This is a genomic window from Nocardia terrae, from assembly GCF_009760405.1.
GTDB lineage: Bacteria > Actinomycetota > Actinomycetes > Mycobacteriales > Mycobacteriaceae > Nocardia > Nocardia terrae.
The window spans coordinates 506948-522367 of the sequence record NZ_WRPP01000005.1 but is presented as its reverse complement, the minus strand read 5'-3'; the positions used below and the strand labels follow the sequence as shown (position 1 = coordinate 522367).

At 63.8% G+C, this 15420-nt stretch carries 14 protein-coding genes; 13 read left to right on the top strand and 1 reads right to left on the bottom strand.

Translation table 11 applies throughout. The features are described from left to right. Nucleotides 1–40 precede the first annotated feature (40 nt). Genes GPX89_RS26515 through GPX89_RS26505 form a run of 3 tightly spaced genes read left to right on the top strand, consistent with a single transcriptional unit; the run spans nucleotide 41 to nucleotide 2675 of the window. Complete coding sequence (locus GPX89_RS26515; RefSeq protein ID WP_157390354.1) at nucleotides 41–1282, top strand: cytochrome P450; 1242 nt, start codon at nucleotides 41–43, stop codon at nucleotides 1280–1282. A 29-nt stretch (nucleotides 1283–1311) separates the two neighbouring features. Beyond that, a complete protein-coding gene (locus GPX89_RS26510; RefSeq protein WP_157390353.1) occupies nucleotides 1312–1506 on the top strand; it encodes a ferredoxin in 195 nt (64 codons plus the stop codon). Nucleotides 1507–1508: 2 nt separating this feature from the next. Continuing rightward, the gene (locus GPX89_RS26505; protein ID WP_198347595.1) at nucleotides 1509–2675 is read left to right on the top strand and encodes an NAD(P)/FAD-dependent oxidoreductase; all 1167 of its coding nucleotides are present in this window, start codon (nucleotides 1509–1511) and stop codon (nucleotides 2673–2675) included. Between the two features lie 2 nt (nucleotides 2676–2677). Here GPX89_RS26505 and GPX89_RS44825 read toward each other — a convergent pair whose 3' ends face one another. Further along, nucleotides 2678–3235, bottom strand: coding sequence for a TetR/AcrR family transcriptional regulator (locus GPX89_RS44825; RefSeq protein WP_328602338.1), 558 nt, complete (start codon nucleotides 3233–3235; stop codon nucleotides 2678–2680). Nucleotides 3236–3800: 565 nt separating this feature from the next. On the opposite strand from GPX89_RS44825, the gene GPX89_RS26495 reads away from it, so the two are divergent. The 10 genes from GPX89_RS26495 (at nucleotide 3801) to GPX89_RS26450 (ending at nucleotide 15362) form a co-directional block, all read left to right on the top strand. Beyond that, the gene (locus tag GPX89_RS26495) at nucleotides 3801–5378 is read left to right on the top strand and encodes an aldehyde dehydrogenase family protein (RefSeq protein ID WP_456237936.1); all 1578 of its coding nucleotides are present in this window, start codon (nucleotides 3801–3803) and stop codon (nucleotides 5376–5378) included. Nucleotides 5379–5410: 32 nt separating this feature from the next. Further along, nucleotides 5411–7240, top strand: a complete 1830-nt coding sequence (locus tag GPX89_RS26490; protein ID WP_157390351.1) for an AMP-dependent synthetase/ligase — start codon at nucleotides 5411–5413, stop codon at nucleotides 7238–7240. A gap of 395 nt (nucleotides 7241–7635) precedes the next feature. After that, nucleotides 7636–8376: an ABC transporter permease gene (locus GPX89_RS26485; RefSeq protein ID WP_235948229.1), complete on the top strand. Its 741-nt coding sequence runs from the start codon at nucleotides 7636–7638 to the stop codon at nucleotides 8374–8376. A 46-nt stretch (nucleotides 8377–8422) separates the two neighbouring features. Next, nucleotides 8423–9250 (top strand): MlaE family ABC transporter permease, encoded by an 828-nt coding sequence (locus GPX89_RS26480; protein WP_235948226.1) that lies wholly within the window; start codon nucleotides 8423–8425, stop codon nucleotides 9248–9250. 4 nt (nucleotides 9251–9254) lie between these two features. Further along, nucleotides 9255–10343, top strand: a complete 1089-nt coding sequence (locus GPX89_RS26475; RefSeq protein ID WP_157390348.1) for an MlaD family protein — start codon at nucleotides 9255–9257, stop codon at nucleotides 10341–10343. Beyond that, a complete protein-coding gene (locus GPX89_RS26470) occupies nucleotides 10340–11353 on the top strand; it encodes an MlaD family protein (RefSeq protein WP_157390347.1) in 1014 nt (337 codons plus the stop codon). Before GPX89_RS26475 ends, GPX89_RS26470 begins: the two co-directional genes overlap by 4 nt. Next, nucleotides 11338–12351 (top strand): MlaD family protein, encoded by a 1014-nt coding sequence (locus tag GPX89_RS26465; protein ID WP_157390346.1) that lies wholly within the window; start codon nucleotides 11338–11340, stop codon nucleotides 12349–12351. Before GPX89_RS26470 ends, GPX89_RS26465 begins: the two co-directional genes overlap by 16 nt. Before the next feature lies 1 nt (nucleotide 12352). Next, the gene (locus tag GPX89_RS26460; protein WP_157390345.1) at nucleotides 12353–13387 is read left to right on the top strand and encodes an MlaD family protein; all 1035 of its coding nucleotides are present in this window, start codon (nucleotides 12353–12355) and stop codon (nucleotides 13385–13387) included. Next, a complete protein-coding gene (locus tag GPX89_RS26455) occupies nucleotides 13384–14403 on the top strand; it encodes an MlaD family protein (protein ID WP_157390344.1) in 1020 nt (339 codons plus the stop codon). The genes GPX89_RS26460 and GPX89_RS26455 overlap by 4 nt, the downstream gene beginning before the upstream one ends. Then, on the top strand, nucleotides 14400–15362 hold the full coding sequence (locus GPX89_RS26450) for an MlaD family protein (protein ID WP_157390343.1): 963 nt from the start codon (nucleotides 14400–14402) through the stop codon (nucleotides 15360–15362). The genes GPX89_RS26455 and GPX89_RS26450 overlap by 4 nt, the downstream gene beginning before the upstream one ends. The last annotated feature ends 58 nt before the right edge of the window (nucleotides 15363–15420 follow it).

Sequence of the window (15420 nt, the reverse complement as noted above, 5' to 3'; positions counted from 1 at the left end):
GGCCGCCATCAACTCGAGCATTGCGGAAGAGGTAAAAGGCATGACGCGTTCCGATCCGGATCTGCGGATCCTGGAGGTCGATACCTACGCCAACGGCGACCCGACGACCTTCGGGCTGCCGCTGGATCAGTACGAATACCTTCAGAACGAGGAGCCCTGCTACCTGCAGGAGTTCTCCGACCCGCTGCTCATCGAGCGCGCGTGGGTGATCAGTCGGCACGCCGATATCTGGGACGTCGACCGCAATACCGAGTTGTACGCGGCCGACCGCGGTTCGGTGAACATGTGGAAGGTCACCCCGATCGACCCCGTCTACGGCGGAATGCCCGCCATGCTCACGCTCGACGGTGCCGACCACAAGCGAAACCGCGGCATCATGAGCCGCGGTTTCACACCGAACGTCGTGCACAAGCTCGCGGACAAGTTCCGCCACTACGCGGTCACGATCGTGGACAAGGCGCTGGAGAAGGGCACGTTCAACTTCGTTCACGACATCGGTCATGCCATGCCGATGGAGGCGCTCGGAGATGTGCTCGGTGTGCCCGAAGCCGATCGGCCGCAGTTCTTCGCTTGGGTCGACACCTTCGCCGCCCCCTTCGATACCCGTGTGACGCCGTCGTTCGAGTACGTGCTCGAAGCCATCGGCAACCTGATGGTCTACTCGACCGAGCTCTGTGAGCTGCGCCGGCAAGAGCCGGGTGACAACGTAATCACCAAACTTGTTCAGGCTCACGACTCGGGCGAGATGAGCGAAGACGAGATCATGGGCAATGTCGCGTTGCTGGCCAGTGGCGCGGCCGAGAGCACCCGCACCGCGCTGAGTCACGGCATGCATGAGTTGATGCGCAATCCCGAGCAGATGGCCTGGCTGCGCGCGCACGCCGACGACATCCCGTCCACCGCGATCCAGGAGATGGTCCGCGTCGCCTCACCCTTCACCCATCTGGTGCGCACGGCGACGGCCGACCATGAGCTGCACGGCAAGCAGATCGCGGAGGGCGACAAGGTGCTGATGCTGTTCGCGGCAGGCAACTTCGATCCGCGCGCCTTCGAAGAGCCCCGGCGCTTCGATCTGGCTCGCGATCCGAACCTGCACCTGAGCTTCGGCCGTGGCCCGCACACCTGCCTGGGCAAGCATGTGGCCGCACTCGAGATGAAGATCCTGCTCGAGGAGCTGCTGAAGCGGACCAAGTCCATCGAGCCGGCGGGCGAGATCAACTATGTGCGCGACGCGTATTCGCGTGGTGTGTACGAGTTGCCGGTCACCATCACCCCGGCGTGACCGGGCAAATACGAATAGGAGGTGAAGTTATGAAGATTTCCGTGGATACCAACCTGTGCGAGGCGCACGGTGACTGCGTGATCGCGGCACCCGAGCTGTTCGATCTCGGCGAGGAGGACGAGGTGGTGCGCGTCCTCGACGCCGAGCCGGCGGAGGCCCTGCGCGCCAAGGTCGATATGGCGGTCCGGTTGTGCCCGGTCGCCGCGATTCGGGTCGAAGGATGAGTATGCGCCGGATCATTATCGCCGGTGCTGGGCTGGCTGGTCATCGGGCCGCGATTGCCTTGCGCGAGAACGGATTCGACGGTCACCTGACCGTGCTCGGTGACGAGCTCCACCACCCGTACGACCGTCCGCCGCTGTCGAAGCAGTTGCTGGGCGGTGAATACTCGACCGAACAGTGCTTCTTCCCCGTGGGTGACCTCGACGTGGACTGGCGGCTCGGTACGTCCGCGGTCGGGCTGGATCCGCGCCTCCGGACGGTGGCTCTGTCCGACGGCACGAGCCTGGACTACGACGGTCTCGTCATCGCGACCGGACGGCGTGCGCGTGAGTGGAATTTGAGCCGTGGCCTTTCGGGTGTGCACACATTGCGTTCACTCGAAGATGCGCTGGGCTTCCGTGCTGCGGTGACTCCGTCCAGTCGGGTCGTCATCGTCGGGGCGGGCTTCATCGGCTGTGAAGTCGCGGCGACCTTGCGCAAGCAGGGCGTCGAGAATGTCACCCTGGTAAACGTCGCGCCGTATCCGATGCCGGTGCTCGGCCCCGAGGCCGGGGCTCGTGCGGCGGCGCTGCATGAGAGCAACGGCGTGACGTTGCGAATGAACTGCGGTGTCGAAGCGCTGGAGGGTGTCGACCGGGTAGAGGCGGTTCGCCTCACCGGTGGTGAGCGAATCGCCGCCGATCAGGTGCTGGTGGCGGTCGGTTCGATGCCCAACTCCGAATGGCTGGCGGGCTCGGGTCTGCTACTCGCCGAGGGGGCGGTCGTCTGTGACGAATACTGTTTCGCCACAGGGGCCGAAGACATTGTCGTAGTCGGAGACGTTGCTGCCTGGCCACATCCGCACGCGGATACAGGCGCCTCGGTCGAGCACTGGACGAATGCCCGCGACATGGCTGCCACAGCAGCGGCGAATCTGCTTGCCAGCGTGGAGGAGCGCAAGCCGTTGTCGAGCGTACCGGCGTGCTGGTCCGATCAGTACGACGTGAAGATCAAAACGGCCGGGTTCCTGCGCGCGGCGAACCGGTACGTCGTGGTCGAAGACGACCCCGAACGCCCGGCGCTGGTGGTCGAGGCATACCGGGACGAAGAGTTGGTGGGTGCGATCGTGTTCAACCGGAACCGGTCCATCATCAATTATCAGCGGCGACTGGCGACTGTCCCGGTCGCGTAACGCTATCGGTGCTCTGCGCTGGTGCCGCCGTGGAAATGCAGGAGTCGTATGGCTGCCTCCGCGATTTCCTCGGCGCTGTGCTTCTCCTCTGGTCGGTACCAGCGCGACACCCAGATACACATGCCGAGCAAGAGCCTGGTGGTCACCACCGGATCGGACCGTTCGAGGACTCCGTCCGTCATGGCGAATTCCACTGTGTCACACCAGATCTTCTCGTACGCCCGGCTCAGGCCGTGCCAACGATCGAATACCTCGGGTGGTAGGCCGGCCCCGCCGAAGAACACCGGCATGTAATGGCGCATGCGGATAGCGGCGTCGATGTGTACCCGAATCAACCCGTAGAGCTGCTCCCGGATGCCCTCGTGCTCTTCGACCACCGCTCGCGCATGCTGGACGAGTTCGGTCATGCTGCGTTCGAAGAGAATTCCGAGTAGATCCTCCTTGGTCGGTACCGTCCGGTAGAGCGTCGCGCGTGACACGGAGAGCCGTTCCGCGGTCGACGGGATGGTGACCGCCTCGAATCCGCCCTCTGCGAAGAGTTGCGCGACAGCGTCGGCCACCGCGCCGAGATCGATATCGTGACGGGGTCGTCCGCGCCCGCGCGCACCACCTACTTGGCTTGTGAGCGAATGCTGCTCTGCCTGGGCTTTTTTCGTTGCCGACACGTTGCGAAATTACCATATGCAAAGGTTTGTCCCGCTCGGCGGCGTTATCTCATCTAGTAATCGATCGTTCTCGATGCTGGTCGTTTCGTCGCGCTCGTGTGCTCGTACGTGGCTCGAACCGTTCCTTGCGTGTGGTGGCCCGCCTTCCGGTCGATCGAGCGACGCGTCGGAGCGAAGGTCGGCAGCGATGGCGATTTGAAGAACGTGCAGTTCAAAGTAGTATTTTCCGGCTTATTAGCCAAATGCGCCCGTAGTGATGTGATAGCCCGGCCCTGCTGGTTTGTGATTGACAGCACACACTGACACCTCTATTCTGAGACGGCAAGGCCCATAAATAATCCGTACGGCGGTGACCGCCTGATTGTCAGCAGTGTGAACGATCGTTCTTGCCCTGCGCGGCGTTTCGGGGGTACGCGACAAGGTCATCAGCGGACACGCTGAGAGTCGAGGAGAGCTGGATATGGCTATGGCAGCCGGAGTTGAACATCCCCCGCACGACGGCAGTGCGGCCGCAGAGTTCGAGGTGCGCAATCCTGCGGACGGTTCGATCGCGGGCCGCCTGCCGGATATGACGCCTGCCGAGGTGGCCGAACTGGCGCAGCGACTGCGGTCGGCGCAACCGGAATGGGAACAACTGGGCCCGCGCGGCCGGGCGCGTCACCTGCTGAACTGGCTCGACTGGCTGATGGACAACGACCAGCGCATTCTGGGCCTGGTTCAGCAGGAATCCGGCAAATCCTGGGGAGACACCTCGATCGAGACCATGGTGGCCGTCGAGGTGATCAACTACTACGCCAAACACGCCCCGGAATTCCTGGCGGATCAGACCCGCCGTCCGCATGGACCGGCCTCGCTGACCAAGAAGCTCGAGGTGCTGTACCGCCCGTATCAGCTTGTCGGGGTGATCACCCCGTGGAACTACCCGTTGGCCATGCCGATGATGGACGTTCCGCCCGCTCTGATGTCCGGTGCCGCGGTGCTGACCAAGCCGTCCGAAGTGACTCCGCTCGCGTGGGCCGAAATGGTGCGGGGATGGAACGAAGAGATCGGTGCGCCACCGGTCCTGGGCTGCGCGACCGGCTTGGGCGCGACCGGCGCCGCGGTGGTCGACAGCGTCGACATGATCCAGTTCACCGGATCGGTCAGAACCGGTCGGGCCGTGGGTATCCGGGCGGCCGAGCGGCTGATACCGGCGAGCCTGGAACTGGGCGGTAAGGATCCGATGATCGTCCTGTCGGACGCCGATCTCGACCGCGCGGTCGGCGGCGCCATTTGGGGCGGGTTGTTCAACGCGGGCCAGTCCTGTGTGGCAGTCGAGCGCGTCTACGTCGAGGCGCCTGTGTACGACGCCTTCGTATCCAAGCTCGTCGATCGAGTGGGTGAACTGCGACAGGGCATGGACCCGCAGGGATCGTTCACCACCGAGTTCGGTGCGATGGCGACCGCGACGCAACTCGAGCTCGTCGAGCGACAGGTGCAGGACGCGGTCGACAAGGGCGCCCGGATCCTGACCGGCGGCAAGCGGGCCGACACCGGATTGTTCTATCCGCCAACCATTCTCGTCGACGTCGACCACACGATGGCCTGCATGCGGGAGGAGACCTTCGGTCCCACCCTGCCGATCATGAAGGTCGCGGACGAGAAGGAGGCGGTGCGCCTGGCCAACGACTCCGAATACGGACTCGGCGGCAGCGTGTGGACGGGGTCCGCGGCCCGTGGCCGCCGCGTCGGGCGTGCCCTGGAGGCCGGCGGCATCTGTGTCAACAACGCCATGGTCAATGTCTTCCAGTTCCCGCTGCCGCACGGCGGTTGGAAGAGCTCCGGCCTGGGCAGCCGATTCGGCGGCCGGGACGGAATTCTCAAATACTGCCGCAAACAGGCATTCGTCAGTGAGCGGGTGCAGATGGGCGGCGAACTGCACTGGTACCCGTATTCCCCGAGTAAGGCCCGGCTGACCGATCAGATGATCCGGCTGCTCGGCATGCACGACTGGCGTCGCAGGTTCGGGCGCCGTTTCCCCGATGGCGGCCGGCGTTGACCGGTCGCGTGGGTTCGATTGAGGAGAGAGCAATGACGAGTACGGAAGCGGTGCCGGGTACGGCGGACGCCGAGGGTCCGCCCATTCAGGCAGCTACCGTGTGTGCGGCGTTCCAGCGTGTTGTCGCGCAATACCCGGACAAGACCGCGCTGCGAACACTCGGGGGCGAATTCAGCCTGACGTGGTCCCAGCTGAACGAGAAGGTCGGCAAGGTCGCGGCCGGACTCGCGGGTCTCGGTGTGGCACACGGGGATACGGTCGCGGTGCTCCTGCCCAATATCCCCGAGTGCCATATCCTCGACTATGCCGCCGTGCACCTCGGCGCGGTACCTTTCACGATCTTCAACAGCTCGAGTGCGGAGCAGATCGAACACCAGCTCCGGATCGCCGACGCCAGGATCGTGATCACCCTGCCGGGCTTTCTGCCCAAGGTGCAGCAGGCCGTCGACGCGCTTGGCACCCAAGTCGAGCACCTGATCGCCATCGACGACGGAGCGCCCGCGACGAGTCTGGACACCATCGAGTCCACCGCGGATCCGTCGTTCGACTTCGCCACTGCATGGCAGCAGGTCGATGCCGATGACCTCGTCACACTCATCTACACCTCAGGGACCACGGGACCGCCCAAGGGTGCGCAGTGGTCGCACCGAACGGTGATGGCGGAACAACGCGCGCTGACCGCGGCGCTGCCTATGCCGACCGATGGCGTGATCTCGTTCCTGCCGATGGCGCACGCCGGTGGGCGGATCACGGCCCACTACATGGCGCTGGTGCACGGGGCGACTATCACCACGTGCGCGGATATGCGGGCTCTGCCGGCGTATCTGGTCGATGCTCGTCCCGACGCGATCTTCTCCGTTCCACGGGTGTGGGAGAAGCTGCAGGTCGGCATCGAAGGCCTGATCGAGGGCATGCCGGACCCAGAGCAGCGCTTCGCGGCCCGGCGCGCGGTCGACGTGGGCTTGCGCTGGGTGCGGGCCGAAGACTCAGGTGACAGCTCCTCGGTGAGCGAGGCCGAGGCAGCCCAGCTGGCCGAGGAGCACACACGCGGACTCGAATTCTTGCACCCCGTTCTCGCGAAACTCGGTTTGGACAATCTCAAGGCCGCATTCGTCGGCGGCGCGCCCTCGGCGCCGGAATTGGCGCAATTCTTCCGCGCGGTCGGCATCCCTTTGCTGGAGGCGTACGGGTTGACCGAGGGCTCGCTGAACGTCTTCAATCGGGTCGACGATTTTCGCTGTGGAACGGCCGGACGGCCGTTGCCAGGCGTCGAATTGCGGCTCGCCGACGACGGCGAAATCCTGGTCAAAGCCGAATTGAATTTCGTCGGCTACCGCAAGGAACCGGAGCAGACCGCTGCGGCATTGGATGCCGAGGGCTGGTTGCATACCGGCGATATCGCCACGATCGATGAGAACGGCTTTCTTAGCATCGTCGATCGCAAGAAAGAGATCATCATAAATTCGGCCGGGAAGAATATGTCGCCCGCGGTGATCGAGTCGGCTATCAAGGGGGAGAGCTCGCTGATCGGTCAAGTGGTCGCGGTTGGTGACCGGCGTCCGTATGTCACGGCCCTGATCACGCTCGACCCCGAGGCCGTGCCGGTCTACGCGAAGCGCCTCGGTCTCAGCGACAAGCCGCTCGAAGAACTGGCGGCCGCGCCGGAAATCCGGGCCGAGATTCAGCGGGCGGTGGACACCGGAAACGATCGGCTCAATCGCAACGAGCAGATCAAGAAATTCTTCCTGATCCCATCGGCGTGGGTTTCGGACAGTGATGAGCTCACACCCACCGCGAAGCTGAAGAGAAGATCGATTCACGCCAAGTATTCTCAGCAAATCGAGGATCTTTACGCGAACTGAGAGTATTCTCTGTTTCGCGCCGCGTCGTTCGAATGCGGTGAGTGGCCGCTAGCCCGGCCGCATTCGAAATAGCAGCCATCGCGCATTGTATGCACGGCTGTAATTCGCTCAAAAAGTGACACAACTCGATGACGAGTCACGACCGTACAAGCACTGCGAAGGGATTTTGCGATGGCGTTCCGAATCGTCGCGCTCGATTATTGCGAGGGAGGTTCTCCTCAATGACTGCCATTCAGACCCCGGTCACCGAACACGGTCTCCAGAATACCGAAGTTCAGTTCCGGCCGGAGGGGAACCAGCAGGGCTCTGCGGATAGGCGTCCCTCCGCCGCCCGCCGGGTCACAACTCACCTGAAGGAAGCGCCCCTGCGCAGCCTGGCCACGCTGGGCCGCTCGATGCAGCTCATCGCGGCCGTGGTGCGCTACTCCGTGGTCGACATCGTGAAGCTGCGGATGCCGATGCACGAGGTCGTGGACCAGATGTGGTTGCTGCTCAAGGTCACCGCATTGCCGGCCCTGCTGATGGCGGTCCCTATCGGTGCTGAGGTGGCGGTGGAAGTCGGCGGCATCATGAATCAGGTCGGGGCGAACTCCCTGGCCGGCGCGGCGAGCGGCCTCGGTGTGGTCGGCCAGGGCGCGCCCATGGCGGCGGGCCTGCTGATGAGTGGCGCGGCGGCTTCGGCCATCGCCTCGGATCTGGGCGCCCGGGCCATCCGGGAGGAAATCGACGCCATGCGCGTCATGGGCGTAGACCCGGTCGAACGACTCGTGATGCCGCGGTTCCTGGCGATGCTCTTGATCGCGCCGATGCTGTGCATCATCATCGTGGCAGCCGGTGTCGCGGCCGGACTCATCATCTCCGCGAACGTCAATCATGTTGTCCCGGGGAGCTTCTGGCAGTCCTTCGGCGCGTTCACCTCGCCGACCGACCTGGCGTTCTCGGTGCTGAAGGCGTTCATCTTCGCGGCGATCGTGGTCTCGATCGCCAGCCTGCGCGGCCTCGAGGCGAAGGGCGGGCCCAAGGGCGTCGCCAATGCCGTGAATGCATCCGTGGTCCTCAGCGTCTTCTGCATCTTCCTCACGAATTTGCTGGTGAGCCAGTTGCAGATGATGTTCTTCCCGACCCGATTGGCGTGATGGCATGAGTATTCCCTCGAAGCATTCGCCCGTACCGTCGATGCTGATGACGCCGGTGCGCGCGATCGGCCGCGGCGTTTCCGAAATGGCCGGCGAAATCGGTCAGGTGACCCTATTCGTCGGCAAGACACTGTACTTGCTACCCAAGACGGTCCGCCATTACCGCCAGGCCACCTGGAAAACGATGAACAGCATGGCGTGGGGCAGCGGGTCGCTGGTCGTCGACGGCGGCGTGGTGAGCCTGATGTTCTTCCTGGGCGTCGCCGTCGGCGCCGTCGTCGCGATCGAGGCGTTCATGGCGCTGGATCTGCTCGGCTTCGGCCCGCTGACCGGCATCATCGGATCGTTCGGAAACATCCGGGTGATCGCGCCGATCATCACCGGCATCGGCTTCGCCGCCCAAGCCGGCTGCCGCATGACCGCGGAGATCGGCGCCATGCGCATCTCCGAGGAGATCGACGCCACCGAATCCATGGGCCTGCAAGCGATTCCGTTCGTGGTCGGCACCAGGCTGATCGGCGGGATGCTGGTGGTGCTGCCCGGATATCTGATGGCGCTGGTGGTCAGCTTCTTCACCGGCGGTCTCATCGTGAAGGTCTTCGACCGGCAGCCCCACGGTACCTACGACCACTATTTCGCGCAGTTCCTGAATTGGCCGGACCTGGGCGCCTCGGTGCTGAAGACCCTCACGTTCTGCGCGGTGGTGACGCTCATCCATTGCTATTACGGATATTTCGCCAGCGGCGGCCCGGCGGGCGTCGGACAGGCCTCGGGCCGGGCGATCCGGGCGAGCCTGGTCGCGATCGTGGTGCTGAATTTCTGTATGACCGTGGCGATCTGGGGCCTGAGCCCGGTTCTGACCTTCAAAGGATGAGGCCATGAGCAAGACGAGAAATCAAGACTTCCTCCGCGGTACCGACGGGCGTCAGGCGAAAGTCGTGAATCTGACCGCGGCCGTAGTGATCGTGGTGGTGATCGTCGCGATCATCGCGGTGGTGTGGGTTCGTCCCCGATACGAGAAGCCGGACGGGTTGCCGCTCAGCGTCGACGTGCCATTCGTGGGTCCGGGCGTCGGCGTCGGCTCCAAGGTGATTCTGCGGGGCGTCGAGGTCGGCGAGATCGTCGGTCTGGACAAGACCGGAAATCGGTCGGTGCGTATGCGTTTGTCCCTGCGGCCGAGCGAAATTCGTGGATTGACCGACTCGTTCGACGTGGACTTCCGGCCGCTGAACTATTTCGGAATTGCGGCGGTGAATCTGGTGGGCAATCCCGGAGGCGGCGCCTTGGTCGCCGACCGGGTGCTCGACCGTACTTCGGTGGGCGACTACACCATGTCGACCATGCTGGAGCAGGGGTCGCACACCATCGACGGCACCCTCACGGAGTCGATGATCACGGCCCTGAACAAGGTCATCCGCTACACCGACGGGCTGACCCCGCTGATCCAGACCGGCATCGTCTTCGCTGATCGGGTTGCGAAGGCACAACAGGCTTTTCCGAGCGAACTGCTTGGCCGCGCGGATGACATCCTGGCGGTGTTGCCGGGCTTCAGCGACCAGGCCATTCAGGCGTTGTACGCGCTGTTCGACACCAAGTTCAATCACCGGCCCGACGGCAGCTGGGGTGTCGACGACGAGATGATGAAAAGGTCGGGCGAAGGTCTGGACCAGGCGGCGAACAGTCTGTTCGGAAAAGCGGGGCATCTCTTGGCCTCACACGGAACGGAATTGCCGCCGGTGACCGCGCTGGTGCAGGCCATGACGGACGCGCTGCCGCATCTGCTCGACGGAGGCGCCGCGGTCGGCAAGCTCGGCATGCTGGCCGACCGGTACAACAGCGCGTTTTCCGGGACCGACGACGGAAAGACGCTCAATCTCCGGGTCATCCTGGACGAGCTGCCCGCCCTGGCCGCGCCGCTGGCGGCGACCGGTCTCCCGACCGCTCCGCAGCAGGAGGTGCCCCGATGAGCCCGCGCGTGAAAATGGCCGTGACCCTGGTCAAGCTGGGTATCGCCGCTGCGTTGTCGATGCTGTTGCTCGTGATCGTCGTCAACGCGATCAAGAGTCCGGTGGACGGCGAAACTCATAGCTACACAGCCGACTTCACCGATGCGTCGGGTCTGCACATCAATGGCGACATACGGATCAAAGGGGTGCGGGTCGGCAAGGTCGAATCCATCGAGCTGATCCGCCAAGGCGGCCGCAGCATCGCCGAGGTCGGTTTCTCACTGCAGAAGCGGTACCAGCTCAGCGAGAACACCGTGCTGGCGGTCAAATATCAGAACTTGACCGGTGTCCGGTACATCGATCTGGAGCCGCCCGCGCAGCCGGGAAAACCGGTCACTCACTTGACAACCGCGGTGACCAAGCCGTCGTTCGATATCACGCAACTGTTCAACGGTCTGCAGCCGGTGCTGAGCACCATGAGCACCGACGAGATCAACAACTTTACCCAGAACGCCATCTCGCTGCTGCAAGGCGACGGCAGTGGGCTGGCTCCAATGATGGACAGCGCACAGCAGCTGGCGGACCTCGCGCGAGATCGGCAGCAGGTCCTCTCGACCCTGGCGACGAACCTGTCCCGTATCGCCGACACCATGGGCGGTCGATCGCCACAGGTCATGGACTTCTTGCAATCACTGAGCTATTCCGTCGGGCAGGCGATGACAGTGCTCGATCAGTTCCAGAAGACGGCGGTGTTCGGCCCCGAGTTCACCGCACCGGTGCACCGATTGATCCTGGAGCTGGGGCTGTCCCACGACATGAATATCGATCAACTACTGGCGCAGGCGTTTTCATCGATGCCCGCCGCGGCGGAGGCGTTGCGGCTGCTGCCGGGAGCGTTTGCGGGCCTGCAGTTGCCACAGCTGTCGGCGGCCGCCGGAGCGATGCAGTGCAGCAACGGTGTTGCGACGCTGCCCACCGCGGTCAAGGTTCTTCTCAACGGCAGTGAGGTCGTGGTATGCAACGCGCACTGAGGAAATTCGCGGCCCGTTGGGGGTTGACGGCCGACGGCCGACGGACACAGATTGTGCTCGGCGCGGGTGTCGTGCTCGTCGCGGTCGTGTCGCTGGCGGCGACAACGATGCTGTACATGCACCCGCTCGGGCGCAAGACCATCGCGTTCGAGACCACCGACGCGTCGTCGGTGGGAATCGGCGCGGAGGTCCGGGTCGCCGGGATCACTGTCGGCAAGGTCACCAAGCTGTCCATTCAACCGAAGACGGTGCGCGTGGACGCGGAGATCGACAACGGCACCTTCGTCGGCTCGGACACCCGGGTCGACGTGCGGATGCTGACCCCCGTCGGCGGGTATGCCGTCACCCTCGTCCCGCTCGGCAACGCGTCGCTGGGCAGTGCGGTGATTCCTGCCGATCGGGTGAGCGTCCCATACTCGATCGGTGATGTGCTGCAGGCCGCGCCGAACGTCACCGACAAGGTCAACGGCGGCCCGATCGACGCGAACATCGACCAGATAGCCGATGCCCTGCAACATAATTCGGGTTCGGTCGGTTCGCTGATCGCTGGTATGAACAGCATCGCGACGGTGATGGATGAACAGCGTGAACAAGTCCGGAATGTCATGGACATGGCCGCACAGTACCTGCAGACGTTCAACACCAGCCGAGACTTCGTCTTCGAACTGATCCGGCAGGTCGAGATCGTGCTGTCCACCTACAACAACACGCATGCCGGTTTCAACGAGGCATACGAGCTGCTCGGCGACACCGTGTACCGGATCATCCCCATCGAGAATTTCTATCTCGAACACGAACCACAGGTGCGGCCGCTGATCGAGCAGCTGCGCGCCGGGATCGCCGACTTCCAGCAGCACATGGGTCCGGCCATCGACCAGTTGCAGCAACTGCGCGACCGGCTCGCGGCGTGGTTGACACCGGACGGGATGGCGGAGATCGGGTCCGGAACGATATTGGCTTCGGGAATCTGCATTCCCATTCCAGGGCGGACGTGCTGACATGACCAAGAACCGAAAGAAACTGATCGGCATCGCTGCCACCGCCACCGTCACAGCGGTCATCGTCGGCGGCGCCGGCGTGGTGGTCGCCAGCGACGTCTCGCCGGACAGCTCGACCGGCTATTGCGCGGATATGCCCGACGCTATCGGCGTCTACCCCGGCAACCCTGTCACTCAGATGGGATATCGAGTGGGCAGCGTATCGAAGGTCCGGCCCGCTGGTGACCATGTGGAGGTCACGTTCTCACTCGATTCCGGCCGCCGCTACCCGGCCGATGTGAAGGCGGTCACCCGTTCCAAGTCCCTGCTGGCGGACCGGACCGTCGAGTTGGTCGGAAATTACGAATCGGGGCCGGAACTGAAGCCCGGCGGCTGTATTCCGGTGGCGCACAGCTTCACTCCGAAGAGCATTTCGCAAATCGCCGGATCCGCCGCCGATTTCATCGACGCGATGGCACCGGAGAAGGGCTCCCAGAGTCTCCAGCAGGCCATCAGTGGTTTCGACAACGCGCTGCGGGGACAAGGCGAGAACGCCAGCGCCATGATGCGGCACGCCGCGAGTGCGGCGACGAGTCCGGACCAACTGATCTCCGACATCGGCTCGAGCATCCTCGATATGGCGCCGCTCACCGATGAGGCTCTGCAGCGCTGGTCGACTATCAGCTCCATCCTCGACCAATTGCCCGATGTGGTCGCCGCCGGAGTCAACCTATGGCCGGGCACCATCAAGCTTCTCGACGGCGTAGCCACCTTGATCGCCGTGCTCTACAACGTGCAGCGCAACTACGGCGACATGCTGTGGCCACTGATGCAAGGCGGTGTCGCCGACGTGATCCACCTCGCCGCGACACGATCGAAAGATCTTGCGAGCCTCCTGGATTCGATACCACCGGTCGCCGCGATGCTGCGGCAGCAGTCCGCGGGCCCGGACGGTCCGACCTTGACCTACCAGCCGCCCACCGTGGATGTCGGCACCGGGGCGCCCGTGCCGGTCACCGGGATTCTGGACATGGTCGTGGCGAAAGGCAACCGATGAAACTCTCGACCAGGCTCAAGACCGGAGCCAGCGCGATCACGCTGTGCTGCGCCGTCATGGCAACGACATCCTGCTCGCTGGGACCGAACGATCTGCCTTCGGTGAACGGCGGTGTCCGTGGGGGTTACGACATCACCATGCGATTCGCCAGTGCCCTGAACCTGCCCGCCGGGGCAGATGTCATGTTGAACGGGCTGCGGGTGGGCCAGGTCGGGGACGTCGCGGTCGGGGGTGACGCGGTCGAGGTGACGGTGAACGTGAAGTCCGACGCGAACATCCCCGTCGATGTCCGCGGTGTGATCCGCCAGGACACCCTGCTCGGCGATCCCTACATCGCGCTCGAGGAGGACTCGACCGCGGCTCCGGCGGGATATCTGAAACCCGGCAGCACGGTGCCCGTCACCCAGACGACCGCGCCACCGCAGCTGGAAGACACCATGGCGGTGCTCGCCTACTTCGTCAACGGCGGCAGCATCCAGAAGGTCGAGGACACGATGAGCCGCATCAACAAGGTGATGCCCGCCGTGCCGGATGTCCGGAACCTGGCCTCGGTCGTCTCTACCGATCTGCGAGATCTGTCCCAGCACAAAGGCGAGATCGATCGGATGCTGAACGGCATCGGCGACACCGCTGTCTCGGTGGACCGCCGGACAGACGCCCTGGCGCTGATGTTCGGCGACGACTCGACACACACCGGGACCTTGTACTGGCGGGAGTGGTCGCACGATTTCGTCGGCTACATCGCCGTCGTGCTGCCTTCGATCGGCAGCATCTTCGAGGGTGGTCTCTGGATGGTTCCCATGCTGAACTCACTGGCCGACGCGGGCCAGACTATCCGGTCCAGTTGGGATGCCGGGGCGGGGACGACGGAGAAATTGTCGGCCTTCCTGCGTAATACGGTGCTGCCGTTCATTCAGCATCCGGGTGTGAATGTCCGCTCGGTGCAAGCGGCGAACGGAGATCAGGTCATCGGCGATGTCGAGAACATCCTGCGCATGCTGGGAGCGGTGAAATGATCATCAGCCGGACGAAGATCTCCGTGCTCGCGATGGCCGGAATGGCCGCGGCGTCGTTCTTCTACATGGATCGGCTCGGCCTGCAGACCGCGCCCCTCGAGCATGTGAAGACCGCCAGCCTGAACGTCCCCGACACCAACGGATTGGTTGTCGGCTCCAGGGTATTGATGCGTGGTATCCCGATAGGTCACATCACCGGCGTCGGTTCCTCGGCCGACGGGGTCAAGGTTTCCTGGGATTACGACAAGTCGTACCAGATCCCGGCGACCAGCACTTTTCGCCTGGACAATCTCTCGGCGCTCGGCGAGTCCTACCTGGCGATCCTGCCGACAACGGAGTCCGGCCCGTACCTCGGGGATCATGCCGCGATCGAGCAGGCTCAGGTGAGCGTGCCGACCTCCTTCCAGGAACTATCGAAGCGATTCACCCTCATGCTGCGACAGGTCGATCCGGACCGTGTGCGGGAGATCTTCGAAACGATGAACATCGCGCTTCCCGACGATGCGCAAGTGCTCGGAAACCTCAACCACGCAGGGGAACTGCTGGCATCCGCGGTCACCAACCAAGCCGACAACCTGACCAAATTCTTCAACGCCATGCAGCCGCTACTGCTGATGAGCTCCTCGGTACCGGGAGATCTGGCAGGCACCACACCGACCATTCTTCCGTTCGGGACCGAGTTCGGCGATTTGTTCAATCACTTCTATTGGGGGGTCAACTTCGGCCCACTGCCAGTGGGCATCCAGGACGGCGCAGGGCCGCTGCTCGATCAATTGCAGGCGTTCCTCGACAAGACCGCGAAGGATCTCAACATACTGGGCGTCGATCTGCTGCCCGGTGTGCGGGCCGGCGCCGCAGCGATGCAGACCGTCCCGATCCCACAACTGCTCGACAGCGCGCTCGCGGCGACGGACTCGGGTGACTCGGTCACCGTCCACGTCCGGACTCCGGGGAGGTGAATCTGCTTCCACACATGCAATTTCGGAAAGTCAGTCCATCTCTCTCGATGAAAGCGAA

Excerpts from the sequence above, each read along its gene's own strand:
- GPX89_RS26475 (WP_157390348.1), top strand. The coding sequence starts at position 9,255 with ATGAGCAAGACGAGAAATCAAGACTTCCTCCGCGGTACCGACGGGCGT.
- GPX89_RS26505 (WP_198347595.1), top strand. The coding sequence starts at position 1,509 with ATGCGCCGGATCATTATCGCCGGTGCTGGGCTGGCTGGTCATCGGGCC.
- GPX89_RS26450 (WP_157390343.1), top strand. The coding sequence starts at position 14,400 with ATGATCATCAGCCGGACGAAGATCTCCGTGCTCGCGATGGCCGGAATG.
- GPX89_RS26460 (WP_157390345.1), top strand. The coding sequence starts at position 12,353 with ATGACCAAGAACCGAAAGAAACTGATCGGCATCGCTGCCACCGCCACC.
- GPX89_RS26510 (WP_157390353.1), top strand. The coding sequence starts at position 1,312 with ATGAAGATTTCCGTGGATACCAACCTGTGCGAGGCGCACGGTGACTGC.
- GPX89_RS26485 (WP_235948229.1), top strand. The coding sequence starts at position 7,636 with ATGCAGCTCATCGCGGCCGTGGTGCGCTACTCCGTGGTCGACATCGTG.
- GPX89_RS26455 (WP_157390344.1), top strand. The coding sequence starts at position 13,384 with ATGAAACTCTCGACCAGGCTCAAGACCGGAGCCAGCGCGATCACGCTG.
- GPX89_RS26495 (WP_456237936.1), top strand. The coding sequence starts at position 3,801 with ATGGCTATGGCAGCCGGAGTTGAACATCCCCCGCACGACGGCAGTGCG.
- GPX89_RS26480 (WP_235948226.1), top strand. The coding sequence starts at position 8,423 with ATGACGCCGGTGCGCGCGATCGGCCGCGGCGTTTCCGAAATGGCCGGC.
- GPX89_RS26490 (WP_157390351.1), top strand. The coding sequence starts at position 5,411 with ATGACGAGTACGGAAGCGGTGCCGGGTACGGCGGACGCCGAGGGTCCG.
- GPX89_RS26465 (WP_157390346.1), top strand. The coding sequence starts at position 11,338 with ATGCAACGCGCACTGAGGAAATTCGCGGCCCGTTGGGGGTTGACGGCC.
- GPX89_RS26515 (WP_157390354.1), top strand. The coding sequence starts at position 41 with ATGACGCGTTCCGATCCGGATCTGCGGATCCTGGAGGTCGATACCTAC.
- GPX89_RS26470 (WP_157390347.1), top strand. The coding sequence starts at position 10,340 with ATGAGCCCGCGCGTGAAAATGGCCGTGACCCTGGTCAAGCTGGGTATC.